Origin of the sequence: Lacrimispora sp., from assembly GCF_046972725.1 — a bacterium.
Taxonomy (GTDB): domain Bacteria; phylum Bacillota; class Clostridia; order Lachnospirales; family Lachnospiraceae; genus Lacrimispora.
The window spans coordinates 237002-250999 of record NZ_JBKVXF010000002.1; the positions used below are offsets into that span (position 1 = coordinate 237002).

Here is a 13998-nt window from a genome sequence, read left to right on the forward strand (position 1 = left end):
AAAGGAGAAGAGGAAACCATGACATTAAAAGAAAGATATGAATCAGCAAAAGAAGTATATAAGGCCGTTGGCGTAGACACAGATGCAGCACTTGAAGCATTGAAACAGATTCCTATTTCCATGCATTGCTGGCAGGGGGATGATGTGATCGGATTTGACGGTGCAGGTGCGTTATCCGGCGGAATCCAGGCCACAGGCAATTATCCGGGACGGGCAAGAAATCCGGAAGAGCTGATGGCTGATATGGATAAAGCCTTAAGCCTTATTCCCGGAAAACACCGGATTAACCTTCATGCAAGCTATGCCATCTTTGAAGAAGGTGAGTGGGTAGACAGAGATAAACTGGAACCAAAGCATTTTAAAAAGTGGGCGGAGTTTGCAAAGGAGAGAGGCCTTGGCATTGATTTTAACCCCACCCTGTTCTCCCATGAGAAAGCAGAGAATGCCACCTTATCAAGCGAAATACCGGAGATTCGCAGCTTCTGGATCGACCATGTAAAAGCATGCCTGCGCATTTCTGAATATTTGGCCAGTGAACAGGGAACACCATGTACCATGAATATCTGGATTCCGGATGGCTTTAAAGATATTCCGGCTGACCGTACTTCTCCAAGGGCCCGTTTAAAAGATTCTCTTGATCAGATCCTTTCCATGGATTATGATAAAACAAAAGTACTGGTTGCAGTAGAGTCAAAGGTATTTGGTATCGGAATGGAAAGCTGTACCGTCGGTTCCCATGAGTTTTATATGAATTATGCTTCTAAGAATGATATTCTCTGCCTTCTTGACAGCGGTCATTACCATCCGACGGAAGTGGTATCTGATAAGATCTCTTCCATGCTTTTATTCTTTGATAAAGTTGCTCTTCACGTAACGAGACCGGTTCGCTGGGACAGTGACCATGTGGTATTATTCGATGATGAAACAAAGGAAATCGCAAAAGAAATCGTGCGCGGCGGTGCAGACCGTGTCCTTTTGGCTCTTGATTTCTTTGATGCAAGCATCAACCGCTTGAGCGCATGGGTGGTAGGTATGCGCAACATGCAGAAGGCTCTTTTAAGCGCTCTGCTTCTTCCTAATGAAAAGCTGGCACAGTTACAGAATTCCCGCAGCTTTACAGAGCTGATGATGCTTCAGGAAGAATTAAAGCTTTACCCCATCGGTGATGTGTGGAATTACTTCTGTGAGTTACATGGAGTACCTGCAAAAGAAGACTGGTTTGAAGAGATACGCAGCTATGAAAAAGAAGTACTGTTAAACCGGAAATAAGGAGAAAATAAACATGAAAATTTTAGATGCAGAATTTGTAAAAGGCTTTATCCGCTTATGTGATGATGGATTCAAACAGAACTGGCATGAAAGAAACGGCGGCAATTTAAGCTACCGCATCAAACCGGAAGAGGTGGAATCCGTAAGGGAGGAGTTGAAGTCTGACAATTCCTGGCAGCCGATTGGTACAACCGTTAAGGGGCTTTCCGGAGAGTATTTCATGGTCACAGGAAGCGGAAAGTATTTCCGTAACGTGATCCTTGATCCGGAAGCCAACACCTGCATCATAGAAGTGGATGAAAGCGGAGAAAATTACAGAATCTTATGGGGACTTTGCAACGGAGGACGTCCTACCAGCGAACTTCCTTCCCATTTAATGAACCATGAGGTAAAAAAAGCAGCTACCGGCGGAAAGCACAGAGTGATCTATCATGGTCATCCGGCAAATACCATTGCACTTACCTTTGTTCTTCCTCTGGAGGATAAGGTTTTTACCAGAGAATTATGGGAAATGGCTACAGAATGCCCGGTTGTATTCCCAAGTGGAATCGGCGTGGTAGGCTGGATGGTGCCGGGCGGACGTGAGATCGCAGTTGCGACCAGTGAGCTTATGAAGAAATACGATGCAGCGATCTGGGCGCACCACGGCTTATTTGTTTCCGGTGAGGACTTTGATTTGACCTTCGGGCTGATGCATACCATTGAAAAGTCTGCGGAAATCTTAGTAAAGGTTCTTTCTATCAGACCTGACAAGCTGCAGACCATCACTCCAGGAAATTTCCGTGATCTGGCCCGTGATTTTAAAGTGACATTACCGGAAGAATTTCTTTATGAAAAATAATTGTTTTTCCATTTAAATTAATAAACGCAAATAAAAGGAACGTACAGCAGCGGGGCGTAAAAGCCTGGCGGTTGTACGTTCTTTTGGTGTCTGAAAATTTTTATTCTGGTATTCCTGTTTATAGGGAGGGAATTAATCCTGGTAGTTAATTACTTTTCATAGAGTTGTGCGGCAGAGTCCCAGGCATTTGGTTTCTTTGTGTGATTGGAGAAGGCTGGTGAAGTATAAATCCTGTAAGATCAGCACTAATTGTAAACCTTTAATATAATTATGGTTGACAATTGGACTGTATCTTTGTATAATCATGTGGACTTAAGTTTATTACAGGGGGATTTTAAATGAAAATAAAAGCAAGAGAACTTACGTTATGTGCATTATTTGCCACGCTGAATGCCATTCTATCGCAAATATCCATACCGATCGGTCCTGTTCCCATCAATCTGGCCCATATATCTACCTTTGTGGCTGCCGGTCTGTTAGGGGCCAGGCATGGGGCTTTGAGTCAGTTTGTATTCGTTCTGTTGGGTGCAGTAGGGCTGCCGGTCTTTTCCGGCTTTACCGGAGGACTTTTAAGGGTCCTGGGTCCCACCGGAGGATACATCATTGCTTATATTGGAGCTGCTTTTATAACCGGATTTGTCATTGAGCGGTCCGGCAAAAGGACGATGACAGTTCTGACAGCCGCCATCTATTCCGGCTGGACCGTCACTTACTTATTCGGCACGTTATGGTATTCCTATATCACCCATACAAATTTTGCCGCAGCACTTATGGTTTGTGTGGTTCCCTTTTTGCCGGGAGATTGCTTTAAAACATGTTTAAGCATTTTCCTCATTAAAAAGTTGAGCCCGGTCCTATCCTCTAACTCTCGGTGAAAACCATTGTGAAGAAAAATATACAGGGAGATATAAAAATGACGTTTGATTATAAAAATCTTTCCAAAGAGGAAGCCTTATGGATTCTTAATTTGCCTGACGAACAACTTCCCGGCCTTTTGGAAGTCGTTTATTCCATTAGAAAAAAATACAAAGGGAATACCGTATCCATCCAGCTTCTTACAAATGCCCGCAGCGGCAATTGTTCCCAAAACTGTACCTATTGCGCACAGTCCCACCAATCCAGAGCCCATATTGATAAATACAGGCTCGTAGCCTACGATAAGCTGTTAAAGGACGGCTATATTGTAAAAGACAAGCATCTTGCACGCCATTGTATCGGATTAAGCGGAATAAGTTTTCAGGATTCAGAAATAAATGAATTTGCAGATGAGGTAAGAAAGCTTAAGAAGGAATCCCAATCTCCCATATGCTGTTCCATCGGATTTTTATCGCCAGAACAGGCAAGAATCCTTAAAGAAGCAGGAGTGGACAGAATCAATCATAATCTAAATACGAGCAGAAATTATTATCCGAATATCTGTACCACTCATACATATGACCAGCGCATATCCAATATAAAAATGCTGAAAAGTATGGGATTTGAAATTTGCTGCGGTGGCATTGCAGGTCTTGGGGAAGAAAAAGGTGATATTGTTGATATGCTCTTTGAGATTCAGGCAATCGGCCCCAAAGCGGTTCCCATCAATTTTTTGATTCCAATCGAAGGAACAGATTTAGAGAATATGGATACCTCTTATTTATCTGCTGAATATTGTTTAAAAGTATTATGCCTTGCCCGTTTGTTAAATCCAGGTTCCGATATAAGATGTGCAGCCGGAAGGGAAGTATATCTAAAAGGAAAAGAAAAATTGATGTTTTATGCAGTTGATTCTATTTTTGCTTCCGGCTATCTGACTGCAGATGGACAGGGAATTGATGATACCATTCAGATGATCACTGACGCAGGATTCGAGTATTATGTAGAAACCTGATACGAAAATGGACAGAAGAAAAAAGAAGCTGTTTTCCCCAGATCAGGGAAAGCAGCTTCTTTATCCTGTGGAAAACAGGTCTGTTATTGAATATCATCTTCTACGATGGTAGTGGTATCATCGGAAGATGCTTCCTTTATAGAGTCTGTCACAGCTTCCGGTTCTTCAAAAGTGTTCCCGGCCGGCTGACCATCTTTGGAAGCGGTATAATCAAGACCGCCGTCTTCTGTGATATCCTCTGTTACTTCTTCTGTATCTTCTTTCTCTAACGTGGAGTCAAACATATCTTTTGCAGTAAACGCCATGGCATTGGCTGCTTCCTTTGCGGTATCGCCAACGATACTGGCCGCATCCTTTACCAGGTTCTTAGCGGCAGTGGCGGCATCTTTGGCAGCATCTGCCATATCGGAAGCTGCAACCTTAAGCTCGTCCTTGTTGGCATTTAAGGAAACATAATTGCGGTTCATCGTGCTGTCAATTTTGGAAATATCGTCATTACCGTCATCTTCAAAATCATGAAAGTTTTCTTCCAGTTCTTTGTGGAAAGATCTGTATTTTGTAAAATAAGAGATGCCTGCAGCAACAGCGCCGGCGATTGTGGCAAAAGCCACGAATTTCCCAAAACCATTACCCTTTTTTGCCATAAAAAAACACTCCTTTCATTCTCTTTGTTATTGTAATACTTCTATTGGAAAAAAGAAAGGTATATAATAAGAAAATTTCTATAAACTAAGTAAGTAAGGCAAGAAAACGATTATATATGGAAAAATTGTAAAAAAAATATAAAATTAGCACTCAACTATTGACAGTGCTAATAATGAGTGATATAACTTAGTATGTGAATAAAATAAATCTTCTTTCTAGAGGCCAAAAGAAAGAACTAATCAGAAAGATATGAGGAGGAATTGCAATGAAATTAGTGCCATTATTTGACAAAGTTGTGTTAAAACCATTAGTTGCAGAGGAGACAACAAAGTCCGGTATCGTTCTGCCGGGTCAGGCAAAAGAAAAGCCACAGCAGGCGGAAGTCATCGCAGTAGGACCTGGCGGTTTGGTAGACGGTAAAGAAGTTACCATGCAGGTTAAGGTCGGCGATAAGGTAATCTTCTCCAAGTATTCTGGAACCGAAGTTGAAACAGGTAATGATGAAGAAAAGTTTGTAATCGTAAAGCAGAATGATATTTTAGCAGTGATCGAATAAATAGAACGGCAGCAGGCTGTTGTAAAGAACCGGAAGCCCTTAAGGACTTTCTATAATTTTAGAAGAAAACTGGAGGTATGAATTATGGCAAAACAGATTAAATATGGCGTAGATGCAAGAAAAGCACTTGAGTCAGGAGTCAACCAGTTAGCAGATACAGTTCGTGTGACATTAGGACCAAAAGGAAGAAATGTAGTTCTTGATAAATCATTTGGAGCACCTCTGATCACCAACGATGGTGTTACAATCGCAAAAGAGATCGAGCTGGAAGATCCCTTTGAAAACATGGGCGCACAGTTAGTAAAAGAAGTTGCAACAAAGACCAATGATGTAGCCGGTGACGGTACTACAACCGCAACGGTTCTGGCTCAGGCTATGATCAATGAAGGAATGAAGAACCTGGCAGCCGGTGCCAATCCGATTGTTCTTAGAAAAGGTATGAAGAAAGCAACAGAAGCTGCAGTAGAAGCCATTGCAAAGATGAGCGAGCCGATCAAAGGCAAAGCATCCATCGCAAGAGTAGCAGCAATCTCCGCTGCAGATGATGAAGTCGGAGAGATGGTAGCTGACGCTATGGAAAAGGTTTCCAATAACGGCGTTATTACTATTGAAGAGTCAAAGACCATGAAAACAGAGCTTGACCTGGTAGAAGGTATGCAGTTTGACAGAGGATATGTATCCGCTTATATGTGTACCGATATGGAAAAGATGGAAGCTAATTTAGATGATCCTTATATCCTGATTACAGATAAGAAAATCTCAAGCATTCAGGAGATTCTTCCTTTATTAGAGCAGGTGGTTCAGTCCGGTTCCAGACTTTTAATTATTGCTGAGGACATTGAAGGAGAAGCTTTAACCACTCTGATCGTAAATAAATTAAGAGGAACCTTTAATGTTGTTGGTGTTAAAGCACCGGGCTATGGCGACAGAAGAAAAGAGATGTTACAGGATATTGCCGTATTAACAGGCGGAACCGTAATTTCTGAAGAATTAGGCTATGAGCTTAAGAATGCAACTCTTGACTTATTGGGACGAGCAAAATCCGTTAAGGTTCAGAAGGAAAACACTGTAATTGTTGATGGATGCGGTGATAAGGATGCCATCAATGCAAGAATCGGTCAGATCAAGAGCCAGATCGAAGAGACTACTTCTGATTTCGACCGTGAGAAATTACAGGAAAGACTTGCTAAGTTATCCGGCGGTGTAGCAGTGATCCGTGTAGGTGCTGCAACAGAGACTGAGATGAAGGAAGCAAAGCTTCGTATGGAAGATGCTTTATCTGCAGCAAGAGCAGCTGTAGAGGAAGGCGTAATCGCCGGCGGCGGTTCTGCATATATCCATGCAATCACTGAGATTGAAGGACTTGTTAAGGAACTGGAAGGTGATGAAAAGACAGGCGGAAAGATTATCTTAAAGGCTCTGGAAGCTCCGTTATATCACATTACAGCCAATGCAGGTCTTGAAGGAAGCGTTATTATTAATAAAGTAAAAGAATCCAAAGTAGGTATTGGCTTTGATGCTTATAAAGAAGAATATGTAGATATGGTGGAAGCTGGCATTTTAGACCCGACAAAGGTTACCAGAAGTGCGCTTCAGAATGCAACCAGCGTAGCATCTACCTTATTGACAACAGAGTCTGTTGTTGCTAATATTAAAGAAAAGACACCTGCAATGCCAGCACCAGGCGGAATGGATATGATGTAAAACATATCTGTACAGAAGAATCACCTGAGAGGTAGCCTTTAATGCCCTGGAAAACACGGGAAGAAAAAGCAGAACCAGAAAGGTATACCTTTATGCCCTGGTAAGATGCAGGGAAGAAAGGATCCAGTATCATTATGAATGAAATGTATGCAGAATGGCTTGTGAAGCGCAAAGCGCCGGCCTATACCATGGTGTTAAAAATCGTGATGGGAATCTTGTGTGTAATCGCATTTTTCCTTTCCATCTCCCCGGTTTTCGGGATTTTCGGAGTAATCATACTTTTTGCTGCCGGAGGGGCCACATATCTGGTATTTAGAAACAGTGAGGTGGAATTTGAATATCTTTATGTGACGAATTCGTTGTCCATTGACCGGATCTACGGCAAAAGCAAGAGGAAAAAAGCCTGGGAGGCTTCCATGGAGGAGATACAGATCGTGGCTCCTACAGGTTCCACAGAAGCCAGGGATCACGAAACAAATGGCATGAAGGTACTTGATTTTTCTTCTCAGTTGCCGGGGGCAAAGACTTATACAATGATCAGCCAGTCCGGTTCCGAAAGAACAAAGGTTATTTTTGAACCTAATGAGAAACTTCTTCATTGTATGAAGATGACTGCACCCCGTAAGGTGATTACACAGATATAAGATATAACAGAAGAGAGGGTAAGAATGGTGAATAACTGTTCCTGCCCTTTTTTCTATGTGAAAAGTGCCTTCTTTACTGTCCACCTATGACGGAAAAATACAAAAAAATGTCCGTTGACAACCTATGTAAAATTTGTTAAACTAGGTAACTAACAAGCAAAATGTATATTAGCGATGTTAATAAAAATCTAAAGAAGGAGAGGAAATATTAATGGGTACAATTATTGGCGAAGGCATTACTTTTGATGATGTGCTGTTAGTTCCTGCATATTCACAGGTAATTCCCAATCAGGTTGATTTAACGACCAACCTTACAAAAACCATCAAGCTGAATATTCCGCTTATGAGTGCAGGTATGGATACCGTAACCGAGCACCGCATGGCAATTGCCATGGCAAGACAGGGGGGTATCGGCATCATCCATAAGAACATGACCATAGAACAGCAGGCGGATGAGGTTGATAAGGTTAAGAGGTCAGAAAACGGCGTCATAACGGACCCATTCTTCCTTTCCCCGGACCATACATTAAAGGATGCGGACGAACTTATGGCAAAGTTCCGTATTTCCGGCGTTCCGATCACAGAAGGAAGAAAGCTGGTCGGAATTGTTACAAACCGTGATTTGAAGTTTCAGGAGGATTTCAGCAGAAAGATCAAAGAGTGCATGACATCGGAAAATCTGGTAACGGCAAAAGAAGGAATCACTCTTATGGAAGCAAAGCAGATTCTTGCAAAGGCAAGAGTGGAAAAGCTTCCGATCGTTGATGATGATTTTAACTTAAAAGGTCTTATAACCATTAAGGATATCGAAAAGCAGATCAAGTATCCTTTGTCTGCAAAAGATGCACAGGGAAGACTTTTATGCGGAGCTGGTGTTGGAATTACGGCCAATGTACTGGAACGTGTGGCGGCGCTTGTGAATGTAAAGGTGGATGTGGTGGTTCTTGACTCTGCTCACGGACATTCTGAGAACGTTATAAACTGCGTAAGGATGATCAAGGAAGCCTATCCTGACCTTCAGGTCATTGCAGGCAACGTTGCGACCGGAGAAGCCACCAGAGCGCTGATTGAAGCCGGTGCTGATGCGGTCAAGGTCGGTATCGGTCCTGGCTCCATCTGTACCACCCGTGTGGTAGCAGGTATTGGTGTTCCTCAGATCACAGCCGTTATGGATTGCTTTGCCGTTGCCAAAGAATACGGTGTTCCAATCATTGCAGACGGCGGAATCAAATATTCCGGAGACTTAACAAAGGCTATCGCAGCAGGCGGAAGCGTATGTATGATGGGAAGCATGTTTGCCGGATGTGATGAAAGCCCTGGAACCTTTGAACTGTATCAGGGCAGAAAATACAAAGTGTACCGGGGAATGGGTTCTATTGCAGCCATGGAGAATGGAAGCAAGGACCGTTACTTCCAGTCAGATGCCAAGAAGCTGGTACCGGAAGGCGTGGAAGGCCGTGTTGCATATAAGGGAATGGTGGAAGATACCGTATTCCAGATGTTAGGCGGATTACGTTCCGGTATGGGATATTGCGGGGCACAGAATATAAAGGCTTTGCAGGATAATGGAAGATTTGTAAAGATTACAGCTGCTTCCTTAAAGGAAAGCCATCCTCATGATATCCATATTACAAAAGAAGCACCGAACTACAGTATTGACGAATAAACAGATGACAGGCGGAGATTTTTTAATCTCCGCCTGTCATTTATTTTTCCCTGTGAGGAAGGCGTCCCCGGAAAAACCGTTTCTTAAGCTCAGACACATGGAAAGGGATCAATGGATAGATATAGCTCTTTCCGGCTATGGTCTTGTTAAAGACAACGGCACAAATGGAAAGCAGGACACCGCCCACAAAGCCCCAGAAGTTAAAGAGAGCCGTAGTTACAAGTATGATTATCCGCATGAATTTAAAGGCATAGCCCAGTTCAAAGCTTGACTGGGAATAGTTTGCAATGGTGACAAAGGACATATAGAGCATGGTCTCACTGTTGAACCAGCCGGATTTTACTGAATATTCTCCTAATACAATACCGGCGATCACACTGAGGGGAGTGGTCAGCATGCTTGGGGTATTGACCGCTGCAAGCCTTAGTCCGTCAATGGCAAATTCCAGGATTAAAAGCTGGAACAAGAGAGGAACCTGGGGAGGCTCGGATAATTGTATGAATTGGAGCCAGGAGGGTATCAGTTCGGTGTTCTGCATGAAAAACAGCCACGTCGGGGTCAAATACAGTGTTAAAATAGAAATGATAAGCCGGGAGAGTCTTAAATAAGTTCCTGTTATGGGGGGGAAGTAATAATCATCGGCTTCTTCAATAATGTCAAAGACAGAGGAAGGCAGGATCATGGCGGAGGGGGAGTTGTCCACTAGGATAATGATGTTTCCTTCCAGCAATGAGGCTGCAGCGGTGTCCGGACGTTCCGAATATTTGAATTTGGGAAAAGGATTGAACCACTTATGGGGATAGATACATTCCGCCAGACTTTCCTGGTTCATGGTCAGAGCGTCTACCTTCAGCTTGTTGATCCGTTCCTTGATGGTGGCTAAAAGTTTTTCATCCACCCGTCCCTTGAAATAGCAGATGGCAATATCGGTATGAGAGCTTTCTCCGGTATGCATGATTTCCATGGTCAGCTTTGGGTCACGGATTCTCCGGCGGATTAAAGCTGTGTTAAAGGTTAGAGTTTCCACAAAACCGTCTCTGGAACCTCGGAGAACCTTATCTTTTTCCGGTTCAGATATGCCTCTTGCAGGATAACTCCTGCTATCCACGACCAGGCATTTATCGTAACCGTCAATAAAAAGGCCGGCAAGGCCGGTAAGCACAGCTTTTATCATGGTTTCATCATCTTTGACAAGGTTTACCTGGCTGTAAGGAAAGAGCTTTTTGGAGAACTCATGGGCATCAAAGGGCATGTCCTCCCTGGTTAAGGCTGAAAAGTCCTCCATGATCTTCTGCCACACATCCCCTTTTGTAAAACCTTCGATATAATATAAGCAGGCTTCCCTTTCTCCGATATAGAACGTGCGGTAAACCAGATCAAAGTTTTTGTCTACATCCAGCTTATTGTTTAAATAATTCATGTTATCTGTGAGACTGCTTGAAAAATCCATGACATATATCTCCTTACAAATGAAATAGAAGCATTTTGGTAATAAGGAAAGTATATGCAATTTTCCGGAAAATATGTTTTATTCAATTTGTACGCAACATAAAGAAGCAGAAAGAAAATCTATACGAAAAAATGTAGCAATGATTTTTGAATAACAGGTAATTTTTTGGTAAAATAGACCAAAATTATTGACTTTTAATTTGAATTATGGTATTATCATCCATGTGAGAAGCACAAAGAGGTGTCTTATGTGCTTGATTTCGGCATGGGGATGCCGGTTAGCAAAAACAATATAATGTGACGGTTTGGACCGTGACGGAGGATTGCCTTCTGTGGGGGAAGGGCAGTCCTCTTTTTTTGTATGGAAAAGTTCGGTCCTGTACGGTAAAAATCTTTTGGAGGAGCGCAGTGGGGCGGCGGGATCCTATTATAAAAAAAGATTGATATGGAAGAAGAATTTACATATAATATCATTTAATGATACGAGGAGGAAAATTATGCTGAAAAAACTGAGGAGAGATAAACGGGTGAGAAATGTAATGACAACTTTGGCAGTTGTCATATCAGCACTTTTGCAGACTTATGTAATACAGGCATTTATCCAGCCGGCAGGACTTTTATCCGGAGGATTTACAGGAATTGCCATCTTGATTGACCGGGTCACGTCCCTTTTTGGAATCAATATATCTACTTCCCTTGGTATGATCATACTGAATCTTCCTGTAGCTTTTGCATGCAGCAAAAGCATCAGCAGGCGGTTCACTTTTTTTTCGCTGCTGCAGGTTTTCCTGGCCAGTGTTTTCTTACGGGTATTTCACTTTAATCCGATTTTTGACGATGAGATATTGAATGTAATATATGGAGGAGTTCTTTACGGATTTTCCATTGTCATTGCGCTTCGCGGGAATGCTTCTACCGGAGGAACGGACTTTATCGCCCTTTATGTTTCCAATAAAACAGGCAATTCTATCTGGACCTATGTATTTATAGGAAATGTGATTCTTCTCTGTACTTTTGGTGCAATCTTTGGCTGGAGATATGCAGGGTATTCCATCTTATTCCAGTTTGTAGGAACGAAGATCATCTCCACCTTCCATCACAGGTATGACCGGGTGACCCTTCAGATTACCACCTCCAAAGGGCCGGAGCTTGTCCAGGCATATATAAAAGCCTTTCATCACGGAATCTCCTGTGTGGATGCGGTAGGCGGCTACAGCAAAAAAAAGATGTACCTCCTTCATACAGTTGTCTCTTCCTATGAAGTAGCCGATATCATTTCCCTGTTTCATGAGGTGGATGGACATGTAATCGTAAATATGTTCCGGACGGAGCAGTTTTTTGGTACCTTTTACCGGGCTCCTATGGAATAGATGCTCCGTCAGGGCGCCTGTCTTCTTAAGAGGACCGGAAGCCGGCGCCATTTCAGCCTGCTGAAGAAGGTGAAGTAAAAGATAAATAAAATTGAGGTAGTGACCCAGGTCATTGGATAGCTGAATATTACCGTTTCAATGGTGGGGTGCAGAGGAACGGCCACCCAGATCCATACGATTCTGAGTACGCATACGCCTAAGCAGGTGAGCAGCATGGGAATCCAGCAGTCCCCTGTTCCTCTGAGAGAGCCGGAACAAATCTCGATACAGATATAGGTAACATAGACCGGCGCAAGATAGCGGAGAATCTCAGTTCCAATGGAGATCACCGATGGATCTGCAGTAAAGAGCAGAAAAATATGGTTTCCAAAGGTATAGAACAAAAAGCTTAAAGCGATGGAAGAAGCAATGCACATGGTCATGCATACCCGGATTCCCTTATAGATCCGGTCCTTTTTTCCGGCTCCGTGATTCTGCCCCACAAAGGTAGTAATGGCGATTCCGAATGCACTGACAATGGTAAAGAATATGCTGTCGATCTTACCGTATGCGGTCCAGGCTGCAATCGTATCAGTACCAAGAGTGTTGATGCTTGACTGTATAATAATATTTGACAGGGAATACATGACGGACTGGAGACCGGCAGGAAACCCGATTCGGATAATTCTTTTCAGCATGTCCGGATGGACTTTTAAGGCTTTTGGAATCAGCCGGTAGGATTCTCTGGTACGGACCAGCAGACGAATTACCAGTACCGCGCTTAAAAGCTGGGAGAGAACAGTGGCAAGAGCAGCTCCCCCGACTCCCATGTGCAAACACACCACAAACAGGATGTCCAGAATAATATTAGTAAAACAGCTTGCAATAAGGAAGTAAAGGGGCCGTTTGGAGTCTCCGATGGCGCGCAAGATCCCGGCTCCCATGTTATAAATCAGATTCGCGGTAACGCCGGCAAAATAGACACGCATAAAAACCACCGCGTAGTGGAGGATATCGTCAGGAGTTCCCATAGCTTTTAAAGCAAACGGGGCGCCTATGATGCCGATAAAGGTAAAGAGAATACCGGTGATCACAGAGAAAGTGATGGCTGTATGAACAGCCTCCCTTACCCTTTTCTCCTGTTTCGCACCGTAGAACTGTGAGATAATGACGGTAGCACCAGAAGAAAGCCCTATGAAGAAACCGATCAGCAAATTAATCAGTGTTCCTGTAGGACCTCCTACTGCTGCAAGTGCCTCTTTGCCCACAAATCTTCCAACAATGACGGCGTCTATGGTATTGTAGAGCTGTTGGAAAAAGGTGCCGAATAAAATGGGAAAGAAAAACAGAAGAAGCTGTTTCCAAATCACTCCCTCTGTAATCCCGTTATGCCCCGCTGCATCCTGTGCTTTTGTAGTTTGATTCATGTAGTTTTCCTCATTCATGTAAGTATGTATTCCGTTTCCCCATTATACAATCATAAAGAAAAAAACACAATCCCGTCTAATCCGCTTTCTCTGCTTTTGAAAGAGCCTGGTCCACTGCCTTTAAAAGGACACCTGAGGTATAGCGGGAGTCCGATGAATAGGAAATGTTTTTCGTAGACTGGTTTTTTACGATCTGCTCCGATAAGTTATCCATGGCAGGCTGCATGAGCGGATACATGGTGGTGACAGCTTCGCTTAAAGGAACCAGGCTCACAGAGGTAATCTTACCTGAATCTACGGTGACTGTAACATTGATGTCCTGGTTGTTCAGCGTTATGGCAGAGGTGTAGACCCCCGGAACATAGTGCACGGCGTCGCCTGACGTGGGAACCGAGTCCTTTTTCGGGCGGAACATGACTAAAAACAAAGTAATAAGAAGAATTCCAAGGCCGACGAAGATTGCAGTGTAAATGATTTCTTTCATTCGTAATACGACGATTTTTGTTTTTGAGCTCATATAAAAAGCCCTCCGTACAGTTTTGTTATAGTGTATTATTGAGATTGGGGTTTCATGCCTA

General features: G+C 43.1%; 13 protein-coding genes. 9 read left to right on the forward strand and 4 right to left on the reverse strand.

Annotation, left to right across the window (positions count from 1 at the left end):
* Positions 1–18 precede the first annotated feature (18 nt).
* The 4 genes from ACLTWA_RS09295 (at position 19) to bioB (ending at position 3980) form a co-directional block, all read left to right on the forward strand.
* Positions 19–1269 (forward strand): L-rhamnose isomerase, encoded by a 1251-nt coding sequence (locus ACLTWA_RS09295; RefSeq protein WP_412327423.1) that lies wholly within the window; start codon positions 19–21, stop codon positions 1267–1269.
* Between the two features lie 13 nt (positions 1270–1282).
* A complete protein-coding gene (rhaD, locus tag ACLTWA_RS09300; RefSeq protein WP_412327424.1) occupies positions 1283–2110 on the forward strand; it encodes a rhamnulose-1-phosphate aldolase in 828 nt (275 codons plus the stop codon).
* 338 nt (positions 2111–2448) lie between these two features.
* Positions 2449–2985 carry a biotin transporter BioY gene (locus ACLTWA_RS09305; RefSeq protein WP_412327425.1) on the forward strand — a complete coding sequence of 179 codons (537 nt, stop codon included), beginning with the start codon at positions 2449–2451 and terminating at the stop codon, positions 2983–2985.
* Positions 2986–3023: 38 nt separating this feature from the next.
* Positions 3024–3980: a biotin synthase BioB gene (gene bioB, locus ACLTWA_RS09310; protein WP_412327426.1), complete on the forward strand. Its 957-nt coding sequence runs from the start codon at positions 3024–3026 to the stop codon at positions 3978–3980.
* A gap of 83 nt (positions 3981–4063) precedes the next feature.
* On the opposite strand, the gene ACLTWA_RS09315 is transcribed toward bioB, so the two are convergent.
* Positions 4064–4624, reverse strand: coding sequence for a hypothetical protein (locus ACLTWA_RS09315; protein WP_412327427.1), 561 nt, complete (start codon positions 4622–4624; stop codon positions 4064–4066).
* Between the two features lie 266 nt (positions 4625–4890).
* On the opposite strand from ACLTWA_RS09315, the gene groES reads away from it, so the two are divergent.
* From groES to guaB, 4 genes are all read left to right on the forward strand, one after another.
* Positions 4891–5181 (forward strand): co-chaperone GroES, encoded by a 291-nt coding sequence (gene groES / locus ACLTWA_RS09320; RefSeq protein WP_412327428.1) that lies wholly within the window; start codon positions 4891–4893, stop codon positions 5179–5181.
* An 84-nt stretch (positions 5182–5265) separates the two neighbouring features.
* Positions 5266–6885, forward strand: coding sequence for a chaperonin GroEL (groL, locus tag ACLTWA_RS09325; RefSeq protein ID WP_412327429.1), 1620 nt, complete (start codon positions 5266–5268; stop codon positions 6883–6885).
* 134 nt (positions 6886–7019) lie between these two features.
* Entirely contained in the window at positions 7020–7529 is a 510-nt protein-coding gene (locus ACLTWA_RS09330) for a DUF6106 family protein (RefSeq protein ID WP_412327430.1), read from the forward strand.
* A 211-nt stretch (positions 7530–7740) separates the two neighbouring features.
* Positions 7741–9195, forward strand: coding sequence for an IMP dehydrogenase (guaB, locus tag ACLTWA_RS09335; protein ID WP_412327431.1), 1455 nt, complete (start codon positions 7741–7743; stop codon positions 9193–9195).
* Positions 9196–9235: 40 nt separating this feature from the next.
* On the opposite strand, the gene ACLTWA_RS09340 is transcribed toward guaB, so the two are convergent.
* The gene (locus ACLTWA_RS09340; protein ID WP_412327432.1) at positions 9236–10645 is read right to left on the reverse strand and encodes a spore germination protein; all 1410 of its coding nucleotides are present in this window, start codon (positions 10643–10645) and stop codon (positions 9236–9238) included.
* Between the two features lie 496 nt (positions 10646–11141).
* On the opposite strand from ACLTWA_RS09340, the gene ACLTWA_RS09345 reads away from it, so the two are divergent.
* A complete protein-coding gene (locus tag ACLTWA_RS09345; RefSeq protein WP_412327433.1) occupies positions 11142–12014 on the forward strand; it encodes a YitT family protein in 873 nt (290 codons plus the stop codon).
* Between the two features lie 8 nt (positions 12015–12022).
* On the opposite strand, the gene ACLTWA_RS09350 is transcribed toward ACLTWA_RS09345, so the two are convergent.
* Entirely contained in the window at positions 12023–13420 is a 1398-nt protein-coding gene (locus ACLTWA_RS09350; protein ID WP_412327434.1) for an MATE family efflux transporter, read from the reverse strand.
* Positions 13421–13496: 76 nt separating this feature from the next.
* Positions 13497–13937, reverse strand: coding sequence for a hypothetical protein (locus ACLTWA_RS09355; RefSeq protein ID WP_412327435.1), 441 nt, complete (start codon positions 13935–13937; stop codon positions 13497–13499).
* Positions 13938–13998: the final 61 nt, after the last annotated feature.

What these genes read in the sequence shown, in the direction of transcription:
- ACLTWA_RS09295 (WP_412327423.1), top strand. Translation starts at nt 19, where the DNA reads ATGACATTAAAAGAAAGATATGAATCAGCAAAAGAAGTATATAAGGCC.
- rhaD (WP_412327424.1), top strand. Translation starts at nt 1,283, where the DNA reads ATGAAAATTTTAGATGCAGAATTTGTAAAAGGCTTTATCCGCTTATGT.
- ACLTWA_RS09305 (WP_412327425.1), top strand. Translation starts at nt 2,449, where the DNA reads ATGAAAATAAAAGCAAGAGAACTTACGTTATGTGCATTATTTGCCACG.
- bioB (WP_412327426.1), top strand. Translation starts at nt 3,024, where the DNA reads ATGACGTTTGATTATAAAAATCTTTCCAAAGAGGAAGCCTTATGGATT.
- ACLTWA_RS09315 (WP_412327427.1), bottom strand. Translation starts at nt 4,624, where the DNA reads ATGGCAAAAAAGGGTAATGGTTTTGGGAAATTCGTGGCTTTTGCCACA.
- groES (WP_412327428.1), top strand. Translation starts at nt 4,891, where the DNA reads ATGAAATTAGTGCCATTATTTGACAAAGTTGTGTTAAAACCATTAGTT.
- groL (WP_412327429.1), top strand. Translation starts at nt 5,266, where the DNA reads ATGGCAAAACAGATTAAATATGGCGTAGATGCAAGAAAAGCACTTGAG.
- ACLTWA_RS09330 (WP_412327430.1), top strand. Translation starts at nt 7,020, where the DNA reads ATGAATGAAATGTATGCAGAATGGCTTGTGAAGCGCAAAGCGCCGGCC.
- guaB (WP_412327431.1), top strand. Translation starts at nt 7,741, where the DNA reads ATGGGTACAATTATTGGCGAAGGCATTACTTTTGATGATGTGCTGTTA.
- ACLTWA_RS09340 (WP_412327432.1), bottom strand. Translation starts at nt 10,645, where the DNA reads ATGGATTTTTCAAGCAGTCTCACAGATAACATGAATTATTTAAACAAT.
- ACLTWA_RS09345 (WP_412327433.1), top strand. Translation starts at nt 11,142, where the DNA reads ATGCTGAAAAAACTGAGGAGAGATAAACGGGTGAGAAATGTAATGACA.
- ACLTWA_RS09350 (WP_412327434.1), bottom strand. Translation starts at nt 13,420, where the DNA reads ATGAATCAAACTACAAAAGCACAGGATGCAGCGGGGCATAACGGGATT.
- ACLTWA_RS09355 (WP_412327435.1), bottom strand. Translation starts at nt 13,937, where the DNA reads ATGAGCTCAAAAACAAAAATCGTCGTATTACGAATGAAAGAAATCATT.